The following is a 25,085-nucleotide window of genomic DNA, read 5'->3' on the forward strand; positions in this document are numbered from 1 at the left end:
GCGTGGAGCGGTCGTCGCCCCGGCCGTCACGGTGCTGCGACGCGGACGCGTCGGCCGTGGACGGCGCGGCCGCGGAGGCGACCGAGGCGCCGCCCATCACGACGACCACTGCCACGCCGAGCGTGGCGGCAAAGCGGGAAACACGCATAGGAAATCTCCTGTCGGAGCAGGCGCGGTCGGCGCCTGTACGGGTCGAACACGCCAACCGTCCCGCCCGGTGGCTGCGTTGCCGCCGCGGCACGCCCGTAATGACACCTGTTGTGATGGAATATCGGCATCCGTGGAACCGAGGCGCTAGGCGATCCGTGGACCGGACACCCCCACCCGGCGCTGTGTACGGAGGGGCGGAGCAACCGTCAGGCAGCCGGGGGCGGTGGCCGCGGGCCGGAGGCGGGCAGCAGCCCATGAGGCAGATGGATTTCGCGCGGGTCAGCGGTGGAGCAGGGCTGACGCGCGGGCGGCGGCGCGGGCCGCGTCGCGAGGGCGACCGGCGGCTGTGTGCGCCACCGCCAGGGTGTTGAGCGCCATGGACCGGCTGAGCGCTTCGGGCGCCGTCGCTGCCGCCCGTGCGGCGAGCGTGACGGCCCGCTTGTAGTCCCCCTGGAAGTACGCCTCGCGTGCACCGAGGTCCGTTCGGCGGAGGACGGCAGGCGCTGCCTGCGCGCGCAGCGCGGCGGCGGCTGCCGTGAAGTGCGGCATGGCCTGGTCGGCGGGCCACAGCCCGGTGCGGATCCCGTCGCTGAGCGCGCAGGCGTAGAGGTGGAGTGCCTCCGCCCGCAGCGATGGTGCGGTGGACCGCCCGAGCAGGGCCACCGCCTCGTAGGTGGCCTCGCCGTACCGGCCCTCGGCCAGGGCGAGTCCGGCCCAGAGGGCCTGCCGCCGCGGGGAGCCGGACGGCGGCGCGGCCGTCAGGGCGGCACGCATCAGGTCGAGGCGTCCGCTGGACTGTGCCCGCGCGGCGGCCAGCGCGGCGGGGTCGCAGCGCCATTCGTCGAGCCTCGCCTCCTCCTTCCCGAAGGGCAGCCGCAGCAGCCGCCAGGCCGGAGAGGTGACGCGGTGCGGGCGGGAGGTGAAGGTGAGGAGGGTGACGGCGCCGAGACCCCAGCCGAGGGCCGCGGCGGGGCCGCCGGCCAGGACCAAGGCGGCGCTGATCGCGCTCTGGAGCAGGAACTGGACGGCCGTGGCCCGCCACAGCCGGCGCCGCAGGTCCGGCAGGTCGGCCACGGCCCGGCAAGGGGCGAACAGCACCAGCGGCAGGAGGCGGAAGACGAGCAGCTGCCCGCCGACCGTGAGCGACCCGATCCAGCGCCCCACGCCGACGTGGCTGTGGATGGACGCGAGGCCGGACCGGCGGGCCAGCAGGCCTGCCAGCAGGCCGTGCACGCTCACGGCGAGTACCGCACCCAGCGCGACGAGCGGCATCGCGCGGTCATCGAACGACAGCCCGCTGGCGGCCAGGAGAAGGCCGGCAGCGACGCCGATCAGCAGGGCGACCAGGTTCCGGGGCAGCCGGTTCCAGAGCCCGGAGGCGCCGGACGGGCCGGGCGGGAACGGTGCGAATGCGTCCTGGGGCAGGACGGGTGGCGGATACACGCCCCGGATCATGGCACACGCCCAGATCGCCCCCGACGCCGCAACCGCCCGACCCCCGACCTGCGCACCGGGCCGGCAGGCCCCTTGAGCAAGCGATCCCGCCTCAGCGGAACTCGTGCACCACCTGGATCTCGCGAGGTGGTCGCGGCCGTCCCCGGCGCGGGTCCCGACGCAACGCCGCCGGCCACGCCGAGGGTGAGGCCCGTGAGAAAAACGTGTCGAGGAGTCCGGCCCGGCCGCTCGCGAACCTCAACGCGACGGCGTGGACGGGGACCACATGCCGAGCCACTGCTCGGCGTCCCACGCCTCGAACCGCTCCACCTCGGTGAACCCCAGCTTCGCCGCGAGGCGCATCGAGCCGGCGTTGGCGGTCTGGGTGGCGAGCACCACCGGCTCGCCGGGAAAGACGCCGCCGAACCAGCCGAGTGCCGCCCCGCACGCCTCGGCGGCGTACCCGGATCCCCACGCCCGCGGCAGGAACAGGTAGCCGAGGTCGGCCTTCCCCGCGGCGGCCGGGCGCCGCTGCCCGGTGGCCCTCCTGAGCAGGATCTGGCCGATCATCGCCCCGTCGAGGTCGACGACGAAGCTCCCGGGCCACCGCTCCGGCACCTCGGGCGTCTCGCGCTCGACCTCGTCGCGCGGGCGGGGACCGCCGAGATAGGTGTTCACCTCCGGCGAGGTGAGCAGTTCGACGAACGCCGCACGGTCGCGCGCCTCGGACGCGCGGAGCACGAGCCGCTCGGTCCTGATCGGCTCGGGCGGCCAGGCCACCTCTCCCAGGTATTCCATCCGCGGCACGCTAACAGATGGTCAGATCAACCGAGGAAAGGGCTGCCCCGGCCGATGAGGGCCGCACGGCCATCGGCCGGGCGCGCCACCCCGGGCCGCGGTTGCGGCGCCCGGTGGGTGGACCGGACGCCGCAACCGTGTCCGTCAGGACGTCACCGCTCCGCCGAGGTGCCGGGCGAAGAACCGGACCGCGCTGTCCGCCTCGAACCTGGGCAGCTCCTTGTGCCTGCCCGAGTTCACGTGCAGCGACTTCTCCTTCGAGGCGAAGGCGTCGAACAGCGCGAGGCCCTCCTCGCGGGAGATGTGCTCGTCGTCCCACTGCAGGTCGAACTCGATCGGGACGGTGATCTGCTGCGCCTTCGCCGCCAGGACGTCGGGCCAGTGCTGGCCGAAGACCGCGGCGGTGACCCGGGGTTCGACGGCGACGAACGGTATGCCGATCGCGGTGCCCATGTTGATGCCCCAGAAGCCGACCGGCCCGCCGGTGCCGATCTCCGGGAGCGCCTGGAGCGCGTCCAGGGTCGCCCGGTACTCGGGGACGGCGAGCTCCGCCAGGTGGTCGTTGTAGCGGACGACGATCGGGCCTTCCGGCTCGCCCGCCGCCCGTGCCCGGAACAGCTCGGCGATCTCCGCCTCGTCGTGCCCGGTACGCGGCCGGTCGCCGTGACCGGGCGCGTCGATGACGGCGACGTGGTACCCGCAGCCGGTCACCAGGAGGCGGGCGCGCCCGGACATCGCCGGGTGCTTCTTGTGGTTGCCGCCGCCGTGGCCCATCAGGACCAGGGGCGCGCGATCGGCCGCGGTGGAGGCCGGGGACCAGAGGACGCCGGGGACACCGTTCACGGTGAAGTCCCGTTCGAGCACGCCGTTCGACGACGACTCAGCGGTGAACTGCACAGAATTCATGGGGTGTTGCCTTTCGGGAGTGCCTTGTTGTCGAGGCGCTCCCGGCGACACCTATGTCAGTCGCCGGCCGTGATCCGAAGGGGGAGCACCCACGTCGATACAGCGTTCATGGGTCTCACCTCCTCGGGCGGTGTCACGGGCAACTGCAAGGTAGCAGCCCTCATGATCGTCCCTCAACCTGTTTCTCCCGCCACGGGATCGCCGCCCTCGCGTCGTCGGCCGCCGTGCCTTCGCCGGGGGGCCTGGCCGCACGGGCCGGGGCAACCGGCCGCATCGCCTCAGCCAAGGCTCGGCACGGCGCCGCCCTCCACCCACGCCACCTGGACGTTCGGCAGGCCCCTGGCCCACGGGCGGGCGAGGTGGGCGAGGCGCTCGGGGTCGGGCGGGGCGGCGCCGAGGCCGATCGCGTAACGGGCCTCCTCCGGGGTGGTGCGGAAGGGGCGGGGCCAGGCGTGGGTGCCGGCGGTGCCGTCCTGGTCGAGGGCGGCGACCAGTGCCCTGACCCGGCCCCGGAAGCGGCCCTGCGCGGACGCGAAGTCCTCGCCCGCGCAGGCCCGTACGGTCAGCACCGCCCATGCCGCGTGCCGGCGGTGCAGCGGGGGAGGGGCGAGCAGCCGGGACCAGGGGGCGGTGCCGGACCGTACCGCCGTGTCCGTGACCTCCCAGGCCCGGTACAGCTCCTGCGCCAGCAGGTCGTGGAAGCCGGCGGTGACCTGCTCGGTGCAGGAGCGGACCGGCGCGGTCGGGGTCAGGACCGTCACCGCGGCGTGCGACGCGGGATCGGGGACGGGGCCGCCCGGCGAGAGCGCCACCGGGTCGCGCCAGTCCCAGGCCGCCCAGGTGCCGAAGAAGCGGCCGAGCAGCTCGGCGGCGGGCAGATCGCCGGCCTCCCGTACCGTGCGCGCCGCCAGGACCGTCCAGGCCAGGCCGGGGAGCCCGCCGAACGGTGCCGAGTCCAGGCCGCGGCACTTCGCCCACGCCTTCACCTGCCGGGCCAGCCGGTCGAAGGACGGGCGGACGCCCGCGGTCGCCGCGCGGACCGCCTCGGCGTCGCTCACCGCGCTCAGCGCGACCCCCGCCGCCTCGCCCAGCTCCGCACGCCGGGCGACCGCGTCGCGCACGGGCAGCCCGCCCGCGGCGACGACCACCACGTCCACGTCCAGGCCGTCCCGGGTGAACCGCAGGCCCGGCACCCGCGCCCCGCGTACCTGCCGCAGCCGGGCCGCGTCCGGCAGCGCCGCCGCCACCCGGGCCGTCACCTCCGCGACGCCGGTCCCGCCCGGTACGACGGCCACCAGGTCGAGGTCGGCGCCCGCTAGATGGCCGCCCATGGTGCGCGAGCCCACGACGTGCACCACCGCGTCGGCCTGCGCCCCGCTGACCAGCTCCGCGGTCCCGCGGGCGCGCGCGGCGAACGGGGCCTGCTCGGCGGCGGGCTCCGCGACCCGCGACGCGACCCCGGCACCGGCCGCGGGCCTGTCCCACTCCCGGCTGCCGCCGTCCAGCAGGCGCACCTCGCCCGTGCCCAGGGCGACGGTCGCCCGTACGGCCATCGGCCCGTCGCCCCGGCGGGACAGGAGGGCCAGCTCCCCGACCCGTACCGTCGCGCCCTTCCACCGCGCCGCGCACGCCGCGGCCGTACGCTCCGGGTCCCGGCCGCGGCCCAGCGTGAGATGGGGCGTGAAGCCCTCCGCACGTACCCGGCAGCCGGGGAACCGCAGGGCCAGGGCGCGGTGCAGCGCGGCCCAGGGCTCGCCGCCGTCCGCGGCCGGGTCGAGCCAGACGGTGCCGTCGTCCGCGTGCGCGAAGGTGCGCACGCCGTCGAGCAGGGCGGTGAACGCGGGGATCCCCGCGACCGCGGCGGCCAGCAGCGGCGCGGCCTGCTCGAACCGCGCCTCCGGCACGAAGCCGAAGAGCAGGTTGACGTGCGGCGGCCAGCGGTCCACCTGCGGGTCGTGGGCGCCCCGCAACTCCTGCAGCGCCGGCCACAGTTCGGCCGGCGGGATCCACGCCACCGCGGTACGGGCCGTGGGCCGCACGTCGAGGACGTCGAAGAGGGGCGCGTCCGGCACCTCGTCCCAGCACAGTTCGGCCTCGACCCCGTAGTGGTCGGAGGGGAACAGGCCGTCCGCGGCGGGGGAGTTGCCGCGCAGCGCCGCCCGCGTCACGCGTACGCCCGGCGCGCGCAGCAGGACCCGGTCGAGACGGGAGGCCCGGCCGGTCAGCGAGGAGACCGCGGCGAGCGGGTTGGCCGCCGGGTCGAAGGTGGGAGTGCCGTCCTGCGGACCGTTCGCGTCGTTCCAGGCGTCCCGCATCCCGAGCGCGGCCGCCGGTCCCTCGGGTCCTTCGCGGCCGTCGTTGAAGTCCCCGAGCAGGGCGACGGGGGCGTCCAGGGCGGCGAGCCCCTCGGCGATGACCGCCAGTTCGGCCCGCCGGCGGGTTGCCCCGTCGGCGGAGTGGTCGCTGCTGAGGTGGGTCGCCGCGACCACCAGCGGGCCGGCCGCGGTGTCCACGGCCAGCGCGGACACCGCCTTGTGCGGCCCGAGCGGGTGCCACCCGGCCTCCCGCACCGGCAGCCGGCTGAGCAGCAGCAGCCCGTGCTCGTGGACGTCCCGGCCGGCCGGCGAGCAGTCCAGGACGTAGCGGTCGCGCACCCACGGCGTGTCCATGAGCATCCGCAGCAGCCCCGTCTCGACCTCCTGCAGCGCGACGACGTCGGCGTCGGCGTCCCGCAGCGCTGCCAGCAGCAGCGGGCGGCGCCGGGCGGTGTCGACCAGCGCGCTGTCGTAGCGGTCCCACAACGTGTTCCACGTCAGCACGCGCACCGTCCCCGCCGTGCCCGGTGCGGTCCCTGCGCCTGCCGCACCGTCCACCGGCTGCCAGGCGCCTGCCGCCGGGTCCCACGCGTACGGGGTGCGGGCCGTGAAGAACGGCGCGCGCAGCAGCCGGGGCCGCCGGGCACGGCCCGCCTGGCAGGAGTCGAGGCGGTCGGTACCCGTCGCCCGGTCCCAGACCACCTCCCCGTCCGCCTCGATGAACAGCACCCGGTGCCAGGGGACGTCGCCCCCGGGGACGAACGCGGGCAGCGCGATGCGCTTGGGCGTTGCGCCGCGCTGGTGGACGCCGATGACGAACCGGGCCGGGTCGAAGCGTGCGTCCCAGCGGACCCGGTGGTAGATCTCCTCGCTGGTACGCATCACACGCCGCCCTCGCTGCCCGTCCGGGCTGTTCCGTCCGTTCCGTACGCACCGTACGAGGCGGCGCCCGCCACGTCCTCGACCGTGCCGCTCGCGCCGACGTACCAGGTCCTGTGCGCCTCGCCCGGGTACGGCGGGTCGAACCGGCGCAGCTGCGCGCTCTGCACCTGCGGCGGCACCGGGTTCCGCCGTGCCGCGTTGCGCCGGGCCAGCTCCTGCCCGCCGGCCAGGAACACGGCATGGGTGACCAGGGCGTCGCGGCGCCGCGCCACCGAAGCGACCAGGGAGCGTTGCTGACCGTTGAGGGAGGTGGCGTCCCACACGACAGTGCCGCCCGCCGCGAGCGCCGCGTCCAGCCGCGCCAACCCCTCACGTAGAACAGCGGAGTTGGCGCTCTGGTTCGCGCGCGAGCCGCGTGCCTCGCGCAGGCCGTCCAGGGAGACCGCCGTGTCCACGCCGGGCAGGCCGGCGGTGAACGTGCTCTTGCCGCTGCCGGACGGCCCCACGAGGTGGAGTAGCCGGGGGAAATCCCCGCCCCGCCACCGCCAGGTCGCCGCGACCGCCTCCTCGACCGTCACGATCCGCCCCCTGGCGCACATCTCCCGCGCCTGCGCCCAGCACCGGTCGGCGACGTCGGAGCCGCCCGCGGCGCCGGGACCGAGAGCCTCGCCCAGCCCCCGGCGCAGCCCCTCCAGCGGCGCCTCGCCCAGCAGTCCCGCGTCCTCCGCGTGCAGCGCGGACCACTGGACCTGCTCGCGCGCCTCCGCGTCCTCCCGCCCCGCGCGCCCGACCAGCACCGCTCCCGCCACCGCGTGCAGGACGCCCAGGTCGGCCGCGGCGGCCATCCGGATCAGCCCGCCCGCACGCGCCTCGTCGGGAAGGGGGCGGTGCAGCCGGGGGTGCAGCCCGACCAGGTCGCCGACCCGCCGGGCCTGCCGCATGCCGAGCGGTGCGGCGAGCCGCGGCACCAGGGCGGCCCTGCGGCCCTGGTGGAGCACCGCGGCGAGCACGCCCTCCAGCCGTGCGTCCCCGGTCCGCCCCAGCACGTCCAGCCGCGCGGCCGCGTCGGCGGCGAGCTCCGCGACGACGTCAGCGGCCCCGACACCTGCGGCCACTGACGGCACGTCACGGAAGCCGGTGTCTGCCCGGTCCGCCAGGCCCACGGCCGCGAGCAGGGCCGGCACGTTCGCGTCGGCCCCGGACCGCACCGCCCACAGCGGTGCGGCCGGGCCGAGCCCGTTCTCCCGCACGGCGGCGTGCATCCAGTGCGTGTCGGTCTGTACGTGCCCGGGACGCACCCACTTGGCGACCCGCTCCCCGAACCGCCCGCCGTCGAAGCCCTCGACGGTGCGGACGACGTACCCCTCCCGCCGCGCGGTGTCCCACCGCTCGGTCAGGCGGCGCAGGGCACGCTCGTCGTACACCCCGCGCCACAGCACCCGCGGGACGGGGACGCCGAGCCGGCGCAGGAAGCGCACGGTGGGGTCCCAGTCGAGGCAGCGCCCGTCGGCGTCCCACACCGAGAAGCCGTAGAACCAGCTCTCCAGGTCGTCGTACGCGATCGAGTGGCGGGCGTGGACGTTCTCCCCGCACACCCGCCAGCCGACCGGAATCCGCGGGCCGACCCGCCCCTGGAGGGCCTTGACCCAGGTCCGCGACGGGTGGTGCGCCGAGTCGAGCGACCGGGCGTGCAGGCCGTCCGCGTAGAGCGTCGTGTTCTCGCCGTCCAGCTTCTCGGTGACGACGACCTCCCGCCCGTGCAGCCCGGCCAGACCGCCCGCGCGCACGTCGTCCGCCGCGACTCCCGGCGACCAGGGGAGGTGCGGTGTGCGGGGATAGTGCGTGCGCATGACCGGGCGGCTCTCCTGTGACGGCTGGGGGCTCCACCACTGTAGGAAGCCCGCGGGAGCCGGTACCAGTCGTTTACGGGTGGCGCCGTGCGAGCCGCGGGGCGGTGCGTACTTCGCAGGGGGCGTCGGCGGCCGGCCGGCCGGGGCTGAGCGATGCTCACCCCCCGATTGGTCCAGACCTATTGACGCGCCTTGCCGCCGCTCCTACGATCCCCGTCGGTCACAGCACCGGTCGTCCCGCGTCGCCCGGAGCCGGCCCCATCCCCCCACGACTCGCGTGTGCCCTCGGGCACGTGGCGAGAAGGGAGCACACCATGTTCCGTCACACGAGCCGTGCCCAGCACAGATCGACCGTCAGGAAACGGACCGTCGCCGGCCTGAGCGCCGCCGCCGTCATAGGTGCCACCGCCACCCTGGCCACCTCCGGCGCGGCCGGCGCCGCCACCACGAACCTGCTGGCCAACTCCGGTTTCGAGAGCGGGCTGTCCAACTGGACCTGCACCGGCGGCTCCGGCACGGCGGTCAGCAGCCCCGTGCACTCCGGCGCCTCCGCGCTCAAGGCCACCCCCGCAGGATCCGACAACGCCCAGTGCACCCAGACCGTCAGCGTGCAGCCCAACTCCCAGTACACGCTCAGCGCCTACGTCCAGGGCAGCTACGTCTACCTCGGCGCCACCGGTACCGGCGCCGCGAGCGAGCCGTCCACCTGGACGCCGGGCGCCACCTCGTACACCCAGCTCAGCCTGAACTTCACCACCGGTGTGAACGCCACCTCGGTGACCGTCTACCTGCACGGCTGGTACGGGCAGCCCACGTACTACGCGGACGACGTGTCGCTCACCGGCCCCGGCGGCAGCGGCACCACGCCGCCCACCTCGCCGACCACCACCCCGCCCACGACACCCCCGACCACACCCCCCACCTCGCCGACCACGACACCTCCCACCACCCCGCCGACGAGCACCCCGCCGGGTGCCACCTGCGCGACGAAGCCCAAGCCGTCCGGCAAGGTCCTCCAGGGCTACTGGGAGAACTGGGACGGCGCCGCCAACGGCGTCCACCCCGGCCTCGGCTGGACCCCCATCACCGACAGCCGGATCGCCCAGCACGGCTACAACGTCATCAACGCCGCCTTCCCCGTCATCCTCTCGGACGGCACCGTCGAGTGGCAGGACGGCATGGACAGCGGCGTCAAGGTCGCCACACCGGCCGAGATGTGCCAGGCCAAGGCGGCAGGCGCGACGATCCTGATGTCCATCGGCGGCGCGACCGCCGGCATCGACCTGTCCTCCAGTACGGTCGCCGACCGCTTCGTGGCGACCGTCGTGCCGATCCTGAAGCAGTACAACTTCGACGGCATCGACATCGACATCGAGACCGGCCTGTCCGGCAGCGGCAACATCAACACGCTGTCCGCCTCCCAGGCCAACCTGGAGCGCATCATCGACGGCGTGCTGTCGCAGATGCCCGCCGGCTTCGGCCTGACGATGGCCCCCGAGACCGCGTACGTCACCGGCGGCAGCGTCACCTACGGGTCGATCTGGGGCGCGTACCTGCCCATCGTGAAGAAGTACGCGGACAACGGCCGGCTGTGGTGGCTCAACATGCAGTACTACAACGGCAGCATGTACGGCTGCTCCGGCGACTCGTACCAGGCCGGCACGGTGGCGGGCTTCACGGCCCAGACCAGCTGCCTCAACAGCGGCCTGGTCGTACAGGGCACCACGGTCAAGGTCCCGTACGACAAGCAGGTCCCCGGCCTGCCGGCCCAGTCCGGCGCGGGCGGCGGCTACATGGCGCCCAGCCTGGTCAGCCAGTCGTGGAACTCCTTCAGCGGCTCGCTGAAGGGCCTGATGACCTGGTCGATCAACTGGGACGGCTCGAAGGGCTGGTCCTTCGGCGACAACGTCAGGTCCCTCCAGGGCCGCTGACCTCCACCCCGGTGCCCCGGCCCGCGTGACGGGCCGGGGCACCGGCGTGGGGCGTTCAGGTCTGCCCCGGGTGACCACGACGTTCCCGACGGCTGCTGGCACGGCTATCGCGGTTGACGCGGCACGGCACGCACCGGTTTGCTGAGCCGGTGACCGATCTGCGCATCCAACCGGTGGGCGACGACGCCTCGATCCGCGACTGGCAGTACGTCCACAACCTGATCATCCCCGGCGACGTGCTCTCGCTCGCCGACGTGCGCGAGCGCGCAGGCCGCAACCGTATGGAGGTCGCCCACCTCGGCGACGTCCTGATCGGCTGCACCACCGTGCGCCCGCCCAGCGAGGACAACGGCGCCACCGCCACGGTCATCGCCCGTGTCCTGCCCGAGCACCGCCGCAACGGCTTCGGCACCCGACTCTACGAGCGCGCCCTGGGCCAGGCCCGTGCGCTGGACGCCGAGGTGATCGAGACCGTGGTGCTGGCCTCCAATCCGGACGGGCTGCGCTTCGCCGAACAGCACGGCTTCGTCGAGCTCGAACGCTATCTCCTGCGCGAGGGCGACATCGTGCCCTGGATCGACCTGCGCCTCGCCTGATCCGTGCTGCCGACGGCCCCGGGCCTCCCGGTGCTGCTCGTGAACCTTCCGCACACGCCACCGCCTCCGCACCGGCCGGCGTGGGGCCGGTGACGTCCGGTATGGCGGGCGAGTGCCTGGACGACTTCGGGGGATCGCCCGCGAGCGGCACCACGGTCGAGCTGTGGGACGGCAACGGCGGCTGCAACCAGATCTGGCGCGTTTCCTGAGGTCAGCGATGACCCCTGGCTCGTTGCGTGCGCCCGTCTCGCGTGGTTCCATCGCCCGATGGAACTTCTGCTGACGGCGAGCGGCCTGCGCAACGAGACACTGCGGGACGCGCTGCGGGACATGCTGGGAAAGCCGTTCGGTTCGGCGAACGTCGTGTTCGTCCCCACGGCGTCCGTCGCCGAGCCCGGGGACCACGGGTGGTTCGTCGGGGACATGAACCGGCTGCACGGTCTCGGCTGGCGGGAGTTCGACGTCCTGGAGCTGAACGGCCTGCCCCGGCGTACGGTGCTCGACCGGCTGCAGCGCGCCGACGTCATCTACGCCGAGGGCGGCAACCAGTACCACCTCGCACGCAGCATCATCGGCAACGACCTGGCCGACGGCTTCCTGGAGGCGCTGGAGAGCCGGGTCTACGTGGGGGTGAGCGCCGGATCGATGATCTTCAGCCGGAACCTCACCACCGAGTCCGCCGACGTCATGGGGGACGCGAAGGACCTCCAGGTGCTCGACGCGACGACGGTGACGCCGCCCTTCGGCCTCTTCGACTGGTACCTCAAGCCGCACCTGAACTCGCCGGATTTCCCCGAACGGGACGACGCCTGGGCCGAACGCGTCGCGTCACGGGCGGACTTCCCGATCTACTTCATCGACGACGAGACAGCCGTCCGGGTCAGGGGCGACGCGGTGGACGTGGTCTCCGAAGGCCGGTGGCGGCTCCTTCCGTGACGGGGACGAGCGGCGGGGGAGCAGCCCTGCCCCCGGGGCTCGGACCCGCGCAGGTGAGCCACCCCTGTCACGGCCGGACAGGCGGCGCCAGGCGCGCAGGACGTGATCGATGAGCGCATCGAGCTCGGCGGCACTGTGCAGGTCGCCCTGGTGGAGCAGCAGCCCGTAGGAGACGGGTCCGTACAGGAGTTCCAGCTCCAGGTCGGCATCGGTGCCGGGTCCGGGCTGCCCGGCGTCGCGGGCCGCCGCCGGCCGGGCGCGACCGTCGTCGACGCGCGGCTGGAACACCACCTCTTCGAGGCCGTGCGCGAGTTCGACGCGCGGGCGCTCGGAGCCGGCCCGCTCGCCCCGGGCGAGAACGCGACGGGGCATCCGGAAGACACGAGCGAAGGAGTGTGCGCGAAGTGCCCATGCATGACGACCAGATCGACGTGACCGCCGAGACGGTCGCCGTCCTGGTCGGGGAGCAGTTCCCCCGATGGGCCGGCCTAGAGGTCCGGCCCCTGCGGTCGAGCGGAACGGTGAACGCCGTCTTCCGCCTCGGGGACGGCCTCGCGGTACGGCTGCCGCTGCGCCCGGCCGATCCGGCCGCGGTGCGCTCGGACCTGGAGCGCGAGGCGCGGGCGAGCGCGGAGCTGGCGCGGCTCTCCCCGTTCCCCGCCCCCGAGCCGGTGGCCCTGGGGGAGCCGGGAGCGGGCTACCCCCTGCCGTGGTCGGTGCAGACCTGGCTGCCGGGGACGGTGGCCTCCGACACGGACCCGGGCGGATCGGAGGCGTTCGCCCAGGACCTGGCGGCCTTCATCGCGGTGCTCCGCACGGCCGACACCGGGGGGCGGCGCTTCGAGGGCGAGGGCCGCGGTGGCGTGCTGACCGACCACGACGCCTGGATGGACAAGTGCTTCCGGCACAGCGAGGGCCTGCTGGACGTGGACCGGCTTCGCGGGGTCTGGAACGGCTTGCGCACGCTGCCGCGCGCGGGCGCCGACGTGATGAGCCACGGCGACCTGATCCCGGGCAACGTGCTGGTCGGCGGCGGCCGGCTCGGCGGAGTCCTCGACACCGGCGGCTTCGGTCCTGCCGATCCCGCGCTGGACCTGGTCGGGGCCTGGCACCTGCTGCAGCGCGGCCCGCGGGACGTCCTCCGAACTGCCCTGGGCTGCGGCGACGTGGAGTGGGAGCGGGGCAGGGCGTGGGCGTTCCAGCAGGCGATGGGCGCCGTGTGGTACTACGCCGAGAGCAATCCGGTGATGGCCCGGATGGCACGACTGACCCTCACCCGCGTTCTGGAGCCGGGTTCGTGAAGCCGCGGCCCCGGGGCACGGGTTCGTGAAGCCGTAGCCCCGGGACCTCCCGTCTGACGCGGCGTCACGCGACCCGCCTCACGGCCGGCGCGTCCCGTCGGCCGCCCCGGCCTCCCGGCGCTCGGGCCGGTCGCGGTCCCGGTGGGCGTCGACGTTGTCCGCCAGGGCGGTCAGGAGGCCGGGCAGGCCGGCCCGCAGCCGGCGCCCTTCACGGACGACCCGGCGGCGCCGGCGGCGGCAGAACGGGGGAGATTACCTCATACGATATATTCTGCGGCGCATACAAGAGTCCGGCTGCCGTCGGCCGTTCGAAGACCGCACCGAGGCCGGTGCGGGGACGTCCTAGTGGCGGATCTTCCTGCTTCCGGCGGCGGTGGCCTTGCCGTCCGTGACGGCCGTCAGTACCGCCAGCGCCTCAAGGGTGACCTTCTCGTTTTCCGACAGGTGTGCGCTGATGGCCAGTCGGGCCTCGGCCGGTGAGCCGGAGCGGGCGGCGGCGAGCAGCGGCCGGTGTGCGTCGGTGCGGGTGGCCAGGTCGTGCGGGCTGGCGGCGTACGGGTCGAAGACGATGCGGGTGTAGCGGTCGCAGGCGTACGAGAGCTGGCTCAGGATGCGCAGGTCCCATTCGGTGGCGGCGGGGCGGAGCAGGACCATGTGCAGGTCGCGGTGGGTCGCCCACAGCTCTTCTGCGTTCTGCGCGCCGGTGGCGTACGTCTCCAGCAGGGTCTCGGCGCGTGCCAGGTCGTCCGGGGTGAGCAGCGGGCAGGAGCGGGCGGCGAGGTCGGGCTCGATCAGCTGGCGCAGGTGGTAGATCGAGCGCAGCTCGTCGCGGTGCAGGGGGCTGACCATCGCGCTGCGGCCCGGCCGCAGCACCACCAGGCCCTGTGCTTCGAGTCGGCGCAGGGCTTCCCTGACGGGAATGTGGCTGACTTCCAGTTGGGAGGACAGCTCGGCGATGCGTCGCTGCACACCACCGAGGGCACCGTCACCGTGGCGTCCGCGCAGGAGGACGTCTTCCTGCGGCTGTTCACGCCCGCACAGCCGGCGGACTCCCAGTACGCGGCAGCCCCCTTCCCCGGCGGGAACATCTCCTTCCTCGACGGCATCCCGGCGATCGGGAACAAGTTCCACCCGGCCACATCCGTCGGACCCGCGGGCCAGCAGAACAACGCGGCCGGGACCTACGCCCGCACGCTCTTCCTCCACTTCGGGGAGTAGCGAACACCCGCGGATCCCAGGTCAGTCGAGGGTGCTGTCCGAGACGTCCGGCTTTCCCGCGCCGATGTAGAACACTCCGGGGTAGCCGGCGGTGGAGAAGCCGTGGCTCGGGTTGGCATGGAGCGTCGAACGGCGCACGGTGAGCGTGCCGGTGCGGTCGTTGCTGACGAAGAAGAAGGCGCCGCCGCCCTCTTTCGCGTCGTTGTGCGCGACGAGCGAGCCCTCGACCCGGACGGTGTAGCGGTTGCCGTCGGTGTAGACCGCGCCGCCGCTGCCGCCGCCCGGGGTGCCGCCGCGCGCGGGGTTGGCGCCCACGCCGACCGCCGAGTTGTAGCTGATGACGCTGTTGAGGACCACCCACGACACCCCGATGCTGCTCAGCGCACCGCCGTTGGAGCAGGTGCCGCCGAGGCCGGGCGCACCGCCGAAGGTGCTGCCGGTGACGTAGACCGGCAGGCCGTGGTACTGGTCGAGGACGCGGATCGCGGCGCCCCCGAGGTCGGGTCCGCTGCTGTCGCAGCGGTTGCGTACGAAGCGGTCGTTGACGGCCTTGAAGCGGCCGCCGCGGACGAGGATCGCACCGCCGCCACCGCCCTCGGCCCGGTCGCCGGTGGAGTTGCCGTCGGCGAAGGTCAGGTTCTGCACCGTCAGTTCCGGTGTGCTCTGGTCCTGGCAGTGCGAGGTGGTCCATCCCTGGACCTGGTCGCAGGTGTCCATGGAGAGGATGCGCCGACGGCCGCCGCCGCTCAGCGTGACCAGTCCGCCGCCGTCGAGGACCACGCGCGCCGAGGCGTTGCGCACCTTGGCCGTCGCCTTCATGGTGATCACCACCGGACGCGGTCCGCAGGAGAACGTGATGACGCCTCCCGCGGCGACCGCGGCCACGACGGCGGCCGAAGTGCAGCTCGCGGACGTCCCGTTGCCGACCGTGCGGGTCGGCTTCGAGGTGTCGGCCGCCCGTGCGGCGGCGGGGACCGCCGCGTGCCCCGCCGGGTTGCCCGCGAAGGCCGGGCCGGCCGTCCGGGGCGCGCTCGTGGTCCGGGCCGGTTGGGGCCGGTGTGTGCCGGCCGCGGTGGGCGAGGGCGGCGGTGCGGTACTTCCCGAGGCCGAGGCTGCGGTCGCGGGCGTGGTCGCAACGGGCGCGGGGGAGTCCGCGGTTCCGCTGCCGGAGGCACCGCAGCCGGCCAGCAGGGCGCCGGTCAGCAGGCAGGCGAGGACGGGTATCGCGGCGGGCGTGGAGCGCATCGCCCGATGCTATGCGACGGTGCGGTCCGCCCTTTGCCGCGGTCGGGGCCATCGGCGGTGCCTGCGATCGTCGCAGACGGCATACTCCCGGAGTGATCCTTTCCGCGCGGCAGCTCGCCCTGGCCACCCTGGACCGCCAGTTCCTGCTCGATCGCCGGCGCATCGATGCGGCCGAGGCGGTCCGCCGGGTCTGCGCTCTGCAGGCGCAGACACCCGCCTCGCCGTACCTGGCGCTGTGGAACCGCGTGCAGGACTTCGTGCCGGAAGATCTCGACACGGCGTTCGCGGACCGCCGGATCGTCAAGGCGACCCTCATGCGGATCACGCTGCACGCCGTTCATGCCGAGGACTACGAGCCCTACCGGGCCGCGATGCTGAGCTCGCTGCGCGCGGTCCGGCTGTACGACCGCCGTTTCACGGCGACCGGGCTGGCCCCGGCCGACGCGGACGCCCAACTCCCGGAGCTCGGCCGGTTCCTGGAGCGCCCCCGTACCGGCGCCGAGGTGCAGGCCGAGATGGCGGGGCGGTTCGGCGAGCACGCACACCACGTGTGGTGGGCGCTGCGTACGTACGCGCCGGCTCACCACGCGCCGACCGGCGGCCCGTGGTCGTTCACGCAGCCCAACGCCTACCTCGCCTCCCCGGCGGCAGCCGAGGCCGAGCCGCACGAGGCGGCCGCCGGTGTACGTCGGCTGCTCCTGTCCTACCTGCGGGCGTTCGGGCCCGCCTCTGCCCGGGACTTCGCCCGCTTCACCCTGCTCACGCGCCCCGTGATCACGCAGGCGCTGCACGAACTCGGCGACCGGCTGGTGAAGCCGGCAGGCCCGGGGCGCGCCCCCCTGTTCGATCTGGCGGACGCCACCGTGCCGGCCGAGGACACCCCGGCGCCGCCGCGGTTGCTGCCGATGTGGGACAGCACCCTGCTGGCCCACGCCGGAGCCGGTCGGCTCGTCCCCGAGGAGTACCGCCCGCTGGTGGTGCGGCGCAACGGCGACACCCTGCCGTGCCTGCTCGTCGACGGGCAGGTCGCGGGAGTGTGGCGGGCGGGCGACGACGGACTGGAAATGACCGCCTTCCACAGGCTCGGCAAGGCCGCCTGGCAGGGTCTGCGGGAGGAGGCGGAGCAGCTGTCAGTGCTGCTCGCCGACCGCGATCCGGCCGTCTACCGGCGCTACGGGCACTGGTGGCACAAGGGCTTTCCCGCCGCCGAGAGCGTTACGGTCAAGGGCTGACCGAGTCACCCCTGGCCCGTACGACGAACGGCGTGACCGGCAGGGCGGCCCATCCGGCGGACACCGCCCGGCGGCAACCGTGCGCGACCTCGTCACAGGCCCGGGACCGTGTCGCCGTTCAGCACCCACAGTGCCGCCGTGTACCACATCAGGGCGATCCCGCAGATCAGGGCGCCGCCGGCGACCGGCAGGACCCAGCCGGGCAGGTGTCTGCTGCGGACGATCACGACCTTGGCGACGAACATCGCGTACAGCACGCAGCCGCCGATGGAGTGGATGGTGACGCGGGTGTCCGAGCTCTCGAAGCCGTACGCGGTGATGCAGTGGAAGGCGATGGGCAGGGAGAGCAGGAAGGCGGAGAGGCCGATGATCCGGTGCGTGGTGCGCACCGGCCGGGGGGCGGGTCCGGTGCCGGGCACCCGGCCGTACATCCACAGCGCGAGGCCGAGCTGGACCAGGGCCAGGGCCAGCAGGGCGGTGCCCAGGCGGGCCTTGAGGCCGTAGGTGTCCAGGCCGTGCACGCCGAACAGGCCCGCGTTGTAGTCCGGGGTCACATGGCTGCTCCACTCGTACACGCCGACGCCCGCCGCGAAGGGCAGCAGGGCCACGAGCACGACCAGGGCGGGCCGGACCGCCGGGTTCCGGGCGGGGCGGTCGGCGTCGGAACCGGGGCGGCCCTTCATCGAAGGGCCGCCCCGGCGCCGGACGAGGGCGGACGGGTCACGACTCGATTTGCTTGCCCGCGGGGTTCAGGACGTACCACAGCGCCCCGAACTGGTTGAGGTCCTGGCCGTTGGTCTGGCCGGGCTTGGAGTCGCCCGCGAAGAAGTACAGCGGGTGCTTGTTGTACGTGACCTGGGTCGTGCCGTCGGACCGCTTGCTGGTCCCGAGCAGGTTGCTCTGGGCGCCGCTGCCCGCCTTGGGCTGCCCCTTGCTGAGGAGTGGCGGCCAGGCGGCCGCACAGGAGCCGTTGCAGGTCGATGTGGAGGTCTTGTCCGCCTGGAACAGGTAGAGCGTGCGGCCCTTCCCGTCGACCAGGATCGTGCCGAGCTGGCCGCCCGCGTTGTGGGTGCCGACCGTGGCCTGGGCGGTGGGGCTGGACGTGGCGGCCACGGCGGCGGGGCTGTCGGCCAGGGTGGAGGCGGTGGCGTCAGCGGCGCCGCTGCCGGACGAGGACTTGGCTCCGCATCCAGCCAGCGCGGTCACCAGCAAGGCGGCCGCGCACGCTGACACCGGGAAAGCGCGTTTCATCAGGACTCCGAGGGGCGAGCGATCCTAAGGGACGCCCCAGCTTGGACGCCCTCCGCTGCCCGGGCCTCCCGGACACCCTGGCGCGGCCCGTCTGTCAGCCGGGCAGCGCAACGCGCACGCGGCCAGGACGGGGACACCGCAGCCCGATCCGACCCGACCCGACCCGGGCCGGTGCGGCGCCGTCCGCCCCGCGCCCGCGCGATCCCGTGCGGGTCACACCGTGCCGACCCCGCGCAGAAACGTGTCGACCACCGTGTCCGCGGCCTGGGCGGCGCTCAGCTGCGGCAGCTGCTCCGCGGCCAGCAGCATCAGCTGGGGCAGGACGAGGCCCGCCCAGCCGGCCGGCAGGTCGGAGCGCAGCAGCCCCTCGTCCGTGGCGCGTGCGAGGAACGTGTCGAACTCCTGGACCCACCGGTCGCGGCGGTGGCGGACCGTGTCCTCGGCCAGCATCCGGTGGAGTTCGACGGGCCATTTCCGGTTCACGTCGATGATGCCCTCGACGTAGCGGTGCAGCGCCACCGCGACGGGCGCCTCGCGCAGCCTGGCGCCCTCGATCGCCTCCTCGATGGCCGCCAGCCGCGATTCGTAGATCGCCGCGAGCAGTTCCTCGCGCGAGGCGAACCGCCGGTAGACGGTACGCCGGTCGACCCCGGCCTCGGCCGCGATCGCGGAGATGGTCGCCGCCGGATCGTTGGCGAGCATCCGTGCCCCGGTGGTCAGGACGGCTTCCAGGTTGCGTGCTGCATCGGCTCTCACCCGCCCCAGCATACCCGACCGTGTGGAGCCTGGCTCGCTTAGTGCCACAGGGGTGCGGCGTCGATGAATCTAAGTGCTACAGTCGAGTGACAGATAAGCGCTCGACACCTTCGCTGACTGGAGCAAGCACGTGATCATCTACGACCGCCTCTACATCGCCGGGTCCTGGACCGAGCCGAGCGACCCGGAACTGCTCGACATCCTGTCCCCGCACGACCGGACGGTTCTGGGCCGCGCCGCGCAGGCCCGGCCGGCCGACGTGGACCGCGCGGTGGCCGCCGCCCGTGCCGCCTTCGACGAGGGCACCTGGCCCCGTACCGCGCCGGCCGAGCGGATCGCGGTCCTGCGGCGGCTCAACGCGCTGCGTGAGGAGAACGCCGCAAAGATCGCCGCCCTGATGTCCGCGGAGAACGGCTCGGCCGGATGGTTCATGCGGGCCGGCCAGGCCGGGCTCAGCCGGCAGGCCAACGCGTACCTCAAGGCCGCGGAGGAACTGGCCTGGGAGGAGACCCTGGCCCCGCTCGACCCCGCCTCGACCGCGCGCAGCGTGGTGCGCCGCGAGGCGATCGGCGTGGTGGCCGCCGTCATCCCGTGGAACTCGCCGTTCTCCGCGTCGATGGCCAAGATCATCCCGGCGCTGCTGGCCGGCAACACGGTCGTCCTCAAGGTCTCCCCGGAGAACTCGCTGAGCATGGGCTTCCTCGCCGATCTGCTGCAGCAGGCCGGTGTGCCCGAGGGTGTGATCAGCGTGCTGCCCGCCGACCGGGAGACCAGCGAGTACCTGGTCTCGCACCGGGACGTGGACAAGATCGCGTTCACCGGCTCGACCGCGGCCGGCCGCCGGATCGCCTCCATCGCAGGACAGCAGCTCAAACGGGTCAGCCTGGAACTGGGCGGCAAGTCCGCCGCCGTCATCCTGCCCGACGCCGACGTGCACAAGGCGGTGCAGGGGCTGAAGTTCGCCTCCCTGCTCAACAACGGCGAGGCGTGCATCGCCCTGACCCGCGTCCTCGCGCCGCGCAGCCGGTACGAGGAGGTCGTCTCCGAGCTCAAGGAACTCGTGGAGTCGCTCAAGGTCGGCGACCCCGCCGACCCCGACACCTTCATCGGCCCGATGGTCCGCCGCGACCAGCAGCAGCGCGTGCGGGACTACATCGAACTCGGCCTGAAGGAGGGCGCCCGCCTGGTCACCGGCGGCCCGCAGGTTCCGGCCGGCCTGGAGGGCGGCTACTACGTGACCCCGACCGTGTTCGCCGACGTCGACAACTCGATGCGGATAGCGCAGGAGGAGATCTTCGGCCCGGTGCTCGTCGTCATCGGCTACGAGGACGAGGACGAGGCGGTGCGCATCGCCAACGACTCCGAGTTCGGCCTGTCCGGCGGTGTCTGGTCCGCCGATGAGGCGCACGCCCTCGCCGTCGCCCGCCGTATCCGCACCGGCACGGTCACCGTCAACGGCGCCTCCATCGGCTTCGACGGACCCTTCGGCGGCTACAAGGCCAGCGGCATCGGCCGCGAGTACGGCGCCGTCGGCCTGAACCAGTACATCGAGTACAAGACCGTCACCCTCTGAAGGCCCCCCGGCGCGGGACCTGTTGATCCCGCGCCGTCCCCGAACTCGCCACTCTCCCCGAACTCCCCCCGAACATCCCGAAAGGCACGTCCGATGCCGGGCACAAGGCAACTGGAACCGTCCCGCACCTCATCCCGCAACCCCGGCGTCGCCGCGGCCATGAGCGCGCTCATCCTCGCCGTACTCCTCGCCTCCCTCGACTCCACCATCGTCTCCACCGCGCTGCCCCGTATAGCCGAGGACCTGCGGGGCTTCGACAACATCGCATGGGTCAGCGCCGCCTACCTGCTGGCCTCCACCGCGGTCACCCCGCTGTGGGGCAAGCTCGGCGACATGTTCGGGCGCAGGCGCCTCTACCTCGTCTCCACCAGCCTCTTCCTCGTCGCCTCGGTGGCCTGCGGGCTGGCCCAGGACCTGCCGCAGCTCATCGGCGCCCGCGTCCTGCAGGGAGTCGGCGGCGGCGGCATGATCGTGCTGACCTTCGCGCTCGTCGGCGACATCGTCAGTCCCGCTGAACGAGGCCGCTACCAGGGCATGTTCGGGTCGGTGTACGGCGTCGCGAGCATCGTCGGCCCGCTGCTGGGCGGCGTCTTCACCGACCAGCTCTCCTGGCGGTGGGCGTTCCTGATCAACCTGCCGATCGGCGCGGTGACGCTGCTCATCGCCGCACGGGTGCTCCCCGCCACGGCCAGGAAGGCGGCGGCCCGCATCGACTACGCCGGTGCGCTGCTGCTGGCGGCGATCGCCACCGGCATCGTGCTCGTCACCTCGTTCGGCCAGCGCTGGGGCTGGGCCTCGCCGTCGATCGTCGGCCTGATCCTCGCGACCGTCGTCCTCGCCGCGCTGGTGGTCCCGGTGGAGCGCCGCGCCGCCGCCCCGATCCTGCCGGTCACGATGCTCACCTCCCGCACCGTGGTCCTGTCCTCGCTGATCGGCTTCGCCGCCAACGCCGCGATGTTCAGCATCCTGCTGTACCTGCCGACCTACCTGCAGATCGTGGACGGGGTGTCCGCCACCCTGTCCGGCGTCCACATGCTGCCGCTGGTCCTCGGCCTGGTCGCCAGCCAGTCGCTGGTCGGACGCTGGTCCGCGCGCGTGGAGCGGCTCCGGCTGATCCTGGTCACCGGCATGGCCCTCAACGTGGCGGGACTGCTGCTGCTGGGCACGCTGGGGGCGGGCACCGGCACCGTGGTGCTCAGCCTGTACTTCCTGGTGGCCGGCGTCGGCATGGGCATGGTGCCGATGGTGGTACTGACCGCCGTACAGAACAGCGTCCCCGCCGAGGACATCGGCGCGGCGAGCGCCGTGGTCACCTTCGCCCGGTCCATCGGCGCCGCGTTCGGCGTCGCGATCTTCGGCAGCCTGCTGAGCAGCAACTTCGCCCACCGGCTGCACGGCCTGCCGGCGAGCGGCGGCTTCGACCCGGCCAGGCCCGACACGATCACCCTGCTGCCGTCCGGCGTACGGCAGACCGCGCTGGAGGCCTTCGCCCGCGCCACCGGCACCGGCTTCCTGTGGCTCCTGCCGGTCGTCGCCCTCGGCACGCTGCTCGCCGTCTTCCTCGTACCGCGCCGGACCACCGCGGCCGACGCTCCCGTCGCCGCCGGAACCCCCCGCGGCAGCGCGACCCGTGCGCCGGCTGCGTGAGCGGGCGGCAGCTGCCCCGGCGGCTCCTTCCTTCCTGCTGGCGGTGGTCCCTGTCGGGGGCGCCGGCTCAGGTGGGGAGGAGCCGCCGGGGCGCTCGCCGCTGCGGCGCTGCCGGATGACGGCGGCAGCGACCAGCAGGGCGCCCTGGGCGACGTTCTGCCAGCAGGAGTTGATGCCTTCGACGGTCAGTCCGCTGTCCAGGCAGCCGAGCAGGGCGACGGCCAGCAGGGTGCCGCCCTTGCCGCCGCGCACCGCGCAGTTGTCCAGGGCCGCGGCGGCGCCCACCGCTTCCCAGTCCTCGGGACGGGCGACGTCGCAGTGCACGAACTGTGCCCGCCGGCCGAGCCCGCCGGACAGCGCCGCGCGGCGCTCGTCGTCGACGTCTGCGAGCACCACCGAGGCGCCCTCGTCGACGAGGCGCCGCGCCGCCGCCGCGCCGAGCAGGTCGTCCAGGCCGGGCAGCCGCCCGCTGTGCGGCGTCCACCTCGCCTGATTCCCCGCGCGGCGCCCTTCGGTGAGGGTGTGTGAGGCCGTTGGTACTTGTTTCTTCTGGCAGAGGTCTTGACCCTCAATCAAACACGACTCCACACTGTCGCCCACTGCTGTAGGCGGTTCGGCTCAGACGGCGTCGGCACCTCCGACGCCGCGGACGTCCAGCACTGGTCCCAGGCGCTCGACCAGTCCGGCCGCACCATCCACTTCCAGCTGTCCAACTCCCTGGACGTCAACAACGGCGCGACCTGGAAGCAGTACTCCAACGGCTGGCGCGTCGACGGCGACGTCGAGTGCTACTGCAGCACCCTGACCAACTGGAACAACGTCTCCCAGCGCTTCAACGACCTTCCGGCCTGGGTGCGTTACGACAGCCCCGGCGGCTGGGGCGACCCGGACTCCATCGAGGTCGGCAACGGCTCCAGCAACGGCCTGACCGTCGACGAGCGGCGCACCCAGCTGACGCTGTGGTCCATCTCGGCGGCTCCGCTGATCCTGGGCACCGACCTGACCCACATGGACTCCACCGACCTGTCGCTGCTCACCAACGACGAGGTCCTCGGCGTCGACCGGGCCGGCCGCCCGGCCCACCCCGTCAAGCAGGGCGCGCAGCAGCAGACCTGGTGGGCCTACAACAGCGACGGCACCTACACCGTCGGCCTGTTCAACCTCGCCGGCTCGGCAGCGAACGTGACCGCCACCTGGTCCGACCTCGGCTTCACCGGCAGCGCCACCGTCCGCGACGTGTGGAGCCACACCGACCTGGGCAGCTCCAACGGCTCGTTCACCGCCTCGGTTCCCAGCCACGGCTCCCGGCTGCTGAAGGTCACCCCGGCCGCCGGACACGGCACGATCGGCGCCGCCATGGTCAGCAAGCTGTGAGGACGCTGCGTCGACACCCCGCAGGGCACCACGTACAACACCGTGCAACTGGCGGTGTGGGACTGCAACGGCGCCCCCAACCAGAAGGTCGCCTACAACACGTCGGGCAAGTCCCTGGTCATCGAGGGCAAGTGCTTCGACGCCTACGACAACCAGACCGCCGCCGGCACGCCCGTCGAGATATACGACTGCAACGGCGGCACCAACCAGCAGTGGAACAAGAACGCAGACGGCACCTTCACCGGCGTCCAGTCCGGGCTCTGCCTCGACGTCACCGGCGCCACCAACCCCAACGGCGCCGGGCTCGAACTGTGGACCTGCAACGGCGGCGCCAACCAGCAATGGACCCTCGGCTGACCTGAACGCGACCACCGGACCGGTGCGGGGCGGAGCCCCTGTCCCCGCCGGCCCGGTGGCCTCGGCGCTCCTTCCGCGTCCGCCCCAGGACGACGACGACCCCGCCTCCGCCACCGCCAACGGCACCCAGCTCGACATCTGGGACTGCGACGGCGGCGCCAACCAGCAGTGGAACCTGCCCTGACGGCACCGGCGCGGCTCTTCCGTCCGACCCGGGACGGGCGGCTCACAGGTCATCGTGCGGCATCCCGCTGAGGACCGTCGTGGGCCGCCCTTCCGGAGCGGACTGCTCCTCGTGGCGGGGCGCCGGCTCGAAGCGGATCGTGCGCAGCCGGGCGGCGCACCGCCGATCGAGGAGTACGACCGAGGCGTACCCCGGCGGCGGGGCACCGGAGGCCGCCAACTCGCTTTCCAGGGACAGGAAAGCGCGGACATGGCGGCCGAGTGCGTAACGGGTGACCCGACGGCCCCGGGCCTGCTGGCCGGCCACCGCCTCCCGTTCGGTGACCACCAACGTGACCAGGTGCAGCGGCCGTTGACGGCGCCGACCGGTGCGGGCGAGCCAGCCGCGCACCCAGGGCTGCGATCCGCTGTCGTGCACCACCAGCGGCTCAGCGCCGCACAGGGCGCGGCGCAGGCGGGCGTAGTGCTCGACGCGGACCAGGGGCCGGTACACCCCGTACGCCACCCATCCCGGCACCCGGGCGGCCCAACGCTCCCTGACCGTCTGCGAGTCCGCGAGCGCCGCCCGAGCCGCCCGCGCCATCAGCGTGCTCTTCCCCGCCCCCGGCAGCCCGGTCACCACCACGACGGCCCTCGCGCCATACTCCAGTTCCACGGCCTCCGGCCGGGTCCGCAGATCCACCACCCCACGCGGGCGCACGACCGCCGGCCGCTCCGCGGGGGAGCCGGCCGGGAAGGAACCTGCGGAGGTGGTCACACCCCAGATGTAAAGTACTGACAATATTCCGGTCAAGTCGCCGTCCGCCTGACGAGGTTGCCCACCGGGCGCGGCGCGTGTGTTCATCGGTCCCGCGTTCGGCCAGTGCGGGTCCTCGGATGCTGTCGATGATGCGGGTCCAGTTGTCGCTGCCGTGCTTCTTTTGCGGTCAACCCTCGCGACAAAGAAACAAATTCCAACACGCTTGAGCCGTGACAAGCCGCAGGCTGCGGCTCCCGTCCGTGCCGGTATCCGGGGAACGGCTGACGGCGCGTCGGGTCGTTATGCGCTCAACCACGGTTCTTTGTCCGACTGCGCCTGCCCGCCGCCGGGGCCGGATCCTGTCCTGACCCTTGACCCCGACTCACGGGCGGGATCTCATGGGTGCAGGGT

Annotated in this window: 24 protein-coding genes and 1 pseudogene; 14 read left to right on the forward strand and 11 right to left on the reverse strand. The window is 73.4% G+C overall.

The window, feature by feature from the left end; all coding sequences use genetic code 11:
• Positions 1–429 precede the first annotated feature (429 nt).
• From NFU81_RS02485 to NFU81_RS02505, 5 genes are all read right to left on the reverse strand, one after another.
• The gene (locus NFU81_RS02485; protein ID WP_251484400.1) at positions 430–1,593 is read right to left on the reverse strand and encodes a hypothetical protein; all 1,164 of its coding nucleotides are present in this window, start codon (positions 1,591–1,593) and stop codon (positions 430–432) included.
• A 249-nt stretch (positions 1,594–1,842) separates the two neighbouring features.
• Positions 1,843–2,382, reverse strand: a complete 540-nt coding sequence (locus NFU81_RS02490; protein ID WP_251484402.1) for a GNAT family N-acetyltransferase — start codon at positions 2,380–2,382, stop codon at positions 1,843–1,845.
• Between the two features lie 144 nt (positions 2,383–2,526).
• Positions 2,527–3,288 (reverse strand): alpha/beta hydrolase family protein, encoded by a 762-nt coding sequence (locus NFU81_RS02495; protein ID WP_251484405.1) that lies wholly within the window; start codon positions 3,286–3,288, stop codon positions 2,527–2,529.
• Between the two features lie 278 nt (positions 3,289–3,566).
• Complete coding sequence (locus NFU81_RS02500; protein WP_251484408.1) at positions 3,567–6,485, reverse strand: poly(A) polymerase; 2,919 nt, start codon at positions 6,483–6,485, stop codon at positions 3,567–3,569.
• Positions 6,485–8,335: an RNA ligase family protein gene (locus NFU81_RS02505; protein WP_251484410.1), complete on the reverse strand. Its 1,851-nt coding sequence runs from the start codon at positions 8,333–8,335 to the stop codon at positions 6,485–6,487. The genes NFU81_RS02500 and NFU81_RS02505 overlap by 1 nt, the downstream gene beginning before the upstream one ends.
• 314 nt (positions 8,336–8,649) lie before the next feature.
• On the opposite strand from NFU81_RS02505, the gene NFU81_RS41145 reads away from it, so the two are divergent.
• The 6 genes from NFU81_RS41145 (at position 8,650) to NFU81_RS02535 (ending at position 13,099) form a co-directional block, all read left to right on the forward strand.
• Positions 8,650–10,266: a carbohydrate binding domain-containing protein gene (locus NFU81_RS41145; RefSeq protein WP_251484413.1), complete on the forward strand. Its 1,617-nt coding sequence runs from the start codon at positions 8,650–8,652 to the stop codon at positions 10,264–10,266.
• Between the two features lie 149 nt (positions 10,267–10,415).
• Positions 10,416–10,862, forward strand: a complete 447-nt coding sequence (locus tag NFU81_RS02515; RefSeq protein WP_251484414.1) for a GNAT family N-acetyltransferase — start codon at positions 10,416–10,418, stop codon at positions 10,860–10,862.
• An 89-nt stretch (positions 10,863–10,951) separates the two neighbouring features.
• Positions 10,952–11,071, forward strand: coding sequence for an RICIN domain-containing protein (locus NFU81_RS02520; RefSeq protein WP_251484416.1), 120 nt, complete (start codon positions 10,952–10,954; stop codon positions 11,069–11,071).
• A gap of 58 nt (positions 11,072–11,129) precedes the next feature.
• Entirely contained in the window at positions 11,130–11,798 is a 669-nt protein-coding gene (locus NFU81_RS02525) for a Type 1 glutamine amidotransferase-like domain-containing protein (protein ID WP_251484419.1), read from the forward strand.
• Between the two features lie 102 nt (positions 11,799–11,900).
• Entirely contained in the window at positions 11,901–12,233 is a 333-nt protein-coding gene (locus tag NFU81_RS02530) for a hypothetical protein (RefSeq protein ID WP_251484422.1), read from the forward strand.
• Positions 12,209–13,099 carry an aminoglycoside phosphotransferase family protein gene (locus NFU81_RS02535; protein ID WP_422665132.1) on the forward strand — a complete coding sequence of 297 codons (891 nt, stop codon included), beginning with the start codon at positions 12,209–12,211 and terminating at the stop codon, positions 13,097–13,099. The genes NFU81_RS02530 and NFU81_RS02535 overlap by 25 nt, the downstream gene beginning before the upstream one ends.
• Positions 13,100–13,441: 342 nt before the next feature.
• Here the strand turns inward: NFU81_RS02535 and NFU81_RS02540 are convergent, their stop codons facing one another.
• Positions 13,442–14,068 carry a GntR family transcriptional regulator gene (locus NFU81_RS02540; RefSeq protein WP_251484427.1) on the reverse strand — a complete coding sequence of 209 codons (627 nt, stop codon included), beginning with the start codon at positions 14,066–14,068 and terminating at the stop codon, positions 13,442–13,444.
• On the opposite strand from NFU81_RS02540, the gene NFU81_RS02545 reads away from it, so the two are divergent.
• The gene (locus NFU81_RS02545; RefSeq protein ID WP_251484432.1) at positions 14,036–14,317 is read left to right on the forward strand and encodes a hypothetical protein; all 282 of its coding nucleotides are present in this window, start codon (positions 14,036–14,038) and stop codon (positions 14,315–14,317) included. The two genes, NFU81_RS02540 and NFU81_RS02545, sit on opposite strands and share 33 nt — an antisense overlap.
• A gap of 21 nt (positions 14,318–14,338) precedes the next feature.
• Here NFU81_RS02545 and NFU81_RS02550 read toward each other — a convergent pair whose 3' ends face one another.
• Complete coding sequence (locus NFU81_RS02550; RefSeq protein ID WP_251484436.1) at positions 14,339–15,562, reverse strand: hypothetical protein; 1,224 nt, start codon at positions 15,560–15,562, stop codon at positions 14,339–14,341.
• A 92-nt stretch (positions 15,563–15,654) separates the two neighbouring features.
• Between NFU81_RS02550 and NFU81_RS02555 the strand changes: the two genes are divergently transcribed.
• Positions 15,655–16,794, forward strand: coding sequence for a winged helix DNA-binding domain-containing protein (locus NFU81_RS02555; RefSeq protein ID WP_251484437.1), 1,140 nt, complete (start codon positions 15,655–15,657; stop codon positions 16,792–16,794).
• A gap of 92 nt (positions 16,795–16,886) precedes the next feature.
• On the opposite strand, the gene NFU81_RS02560 is transcribed toward NFU81_RS02555, so the two are convergent.
• The 3 genes from NFU81_RS02560 to NFU81_RS02570 form a co-directional block, all read right to left on the reverse strand.
• Positions 16,887–17,477 (reverse strand): DUF6529 family protein, encoded by a 591-nt coding sequence (locus NFU81_RS02560; RefSeq protein WP_251484439.1) that lies wholly within the window; start codon positions 17,475–17,477, stop codon positions 16,887–16,889.
• Between the two features lie 37 nt (positions 17,478–17,514).
• The gene (locus NFU81_RS02565; RefSeq protein ID WP_251484440.1) at positions 17,515–18,045 is read right to left on the reverse strand and encodes a COG4315 family predicted lipoprotein; all 531 of its coding nucleotides are present in this window, start codon (positions 18,043–18,045) and stop codon (positions 17,515–17,517) included.
• Between the two features lie 213 nt (positions 18,046–18,258).
• The gene (locus tag NFU81_RS02570) at positions 18,259–18,747 is read right to left on the reverse strand and encodes a TetR/AcrR family transcriptional regulator (RefSeq protein WP_251484580.1); all 489 of its coding nucleotides are present in this window, start codon (positions 18,745–18,747) and stop codon (positions 18,259–18,261) included.
• Positions 18,748–18,931: 184 nt separating this feature from the next.
• Here NFU81_RS02570 and NFU81_RS02575 point away from each other — a divergent pair, with 184 nt between their 5' ends.
• From NFU81_RS02575 to NFU81_RS02600, 6 genes and pseudogenes are all read left to right on the forward strand, one after another.
• Complete coding sequence (locus NFU81_RS02575; RefSeq protein ID WP_251484442.1) at positions 18,932–20,374, forward strand: aldehyde dehydrogenase; 1,443 nt, start codon at positions 18,932–18,934, stop codon at positions 20,372–20,374.
• Between the two features lie 93 nt (positions 20,375–20,467).
• A complete protein-coding gene (locus tag NFU81_RS02580; RefSeq protein WP_274038166.1) occupies positions 20,468–22,021 on the forward strand; it encodes an MDR family MFS transporter in 1,554 nt (517 codons plus the stop codon).
• A 318-nt stretch (positions 22,022–22,339) separates the two neighbouring features.
• Positions 22,340–22,549, forward strand: a complete 210-nt coding sequence (locus NFU81_RS41060) for a hypothetical protein (protein WP_340188945.1) — start codon at positions 22,340–22,342, stop codon at positions 22,547–22,549.
• Between the two features lie 33 nt (positions 22,550–22,582).
• On the forward strand, positions 22,583–23,395 hold the full coding sequence (locus tag NFU81_RS02590) for an alpha-galactosidase (RefSeq protein WP_251484444.1): 813 nt from the start codon (positions 22,583–22,585) through the stop codon (positions 23,393–23,395).
• A gap of 12 nt (positions 23,396–23,407) precedes the next feature.
• Positions 23,408–23,752, forward strand: a pseudogene (locus NFU81_RS02595) (RICIN domain-containing protein); the annotation flags it as partial.
• A gap of 22 nt (positions 23,753–23,774) precedes the next feature.
• Positions 23,775–23,936: a hypothetical protein gene (locus tag NFU81_RS02600; protein WP_251484447.1), complete on the forward strand. Its 162-nt coding sequence runs from the start codon at positions 23,775–23,777 to the stop codon at positions 23,934–23,936.
• Between the two features lie 42 nt (positions 23,937–23,978).
• On the opposite strand, the gene NFU81_RS02605 is transcribed toward NFU81_RS02600, so the two are convergent.
• Positions 23,979–24,692, reverse strand: coding sequence for an ATP-binding protein (locus tag NFU81_RS02605; RefSeq protein ID WP_251484449.1), 714 nt, complete (start codon positions 24,690–24,692; stop codon positions 23,979–23,981).
• Positions 24,693–25,085 lie beyond the last annotated feature (393 nt).

Origin of the sequence: Actinacidiphila cocklensis, from assembly GCF_907177275.1 — a bacterium.
Lineage (GTDB): Bacteria > Actinomycetota > Actinomycetes > Streptomycetales > Streptomycetaceae > Actinacidiphila > Actinacidiphila cocklensis.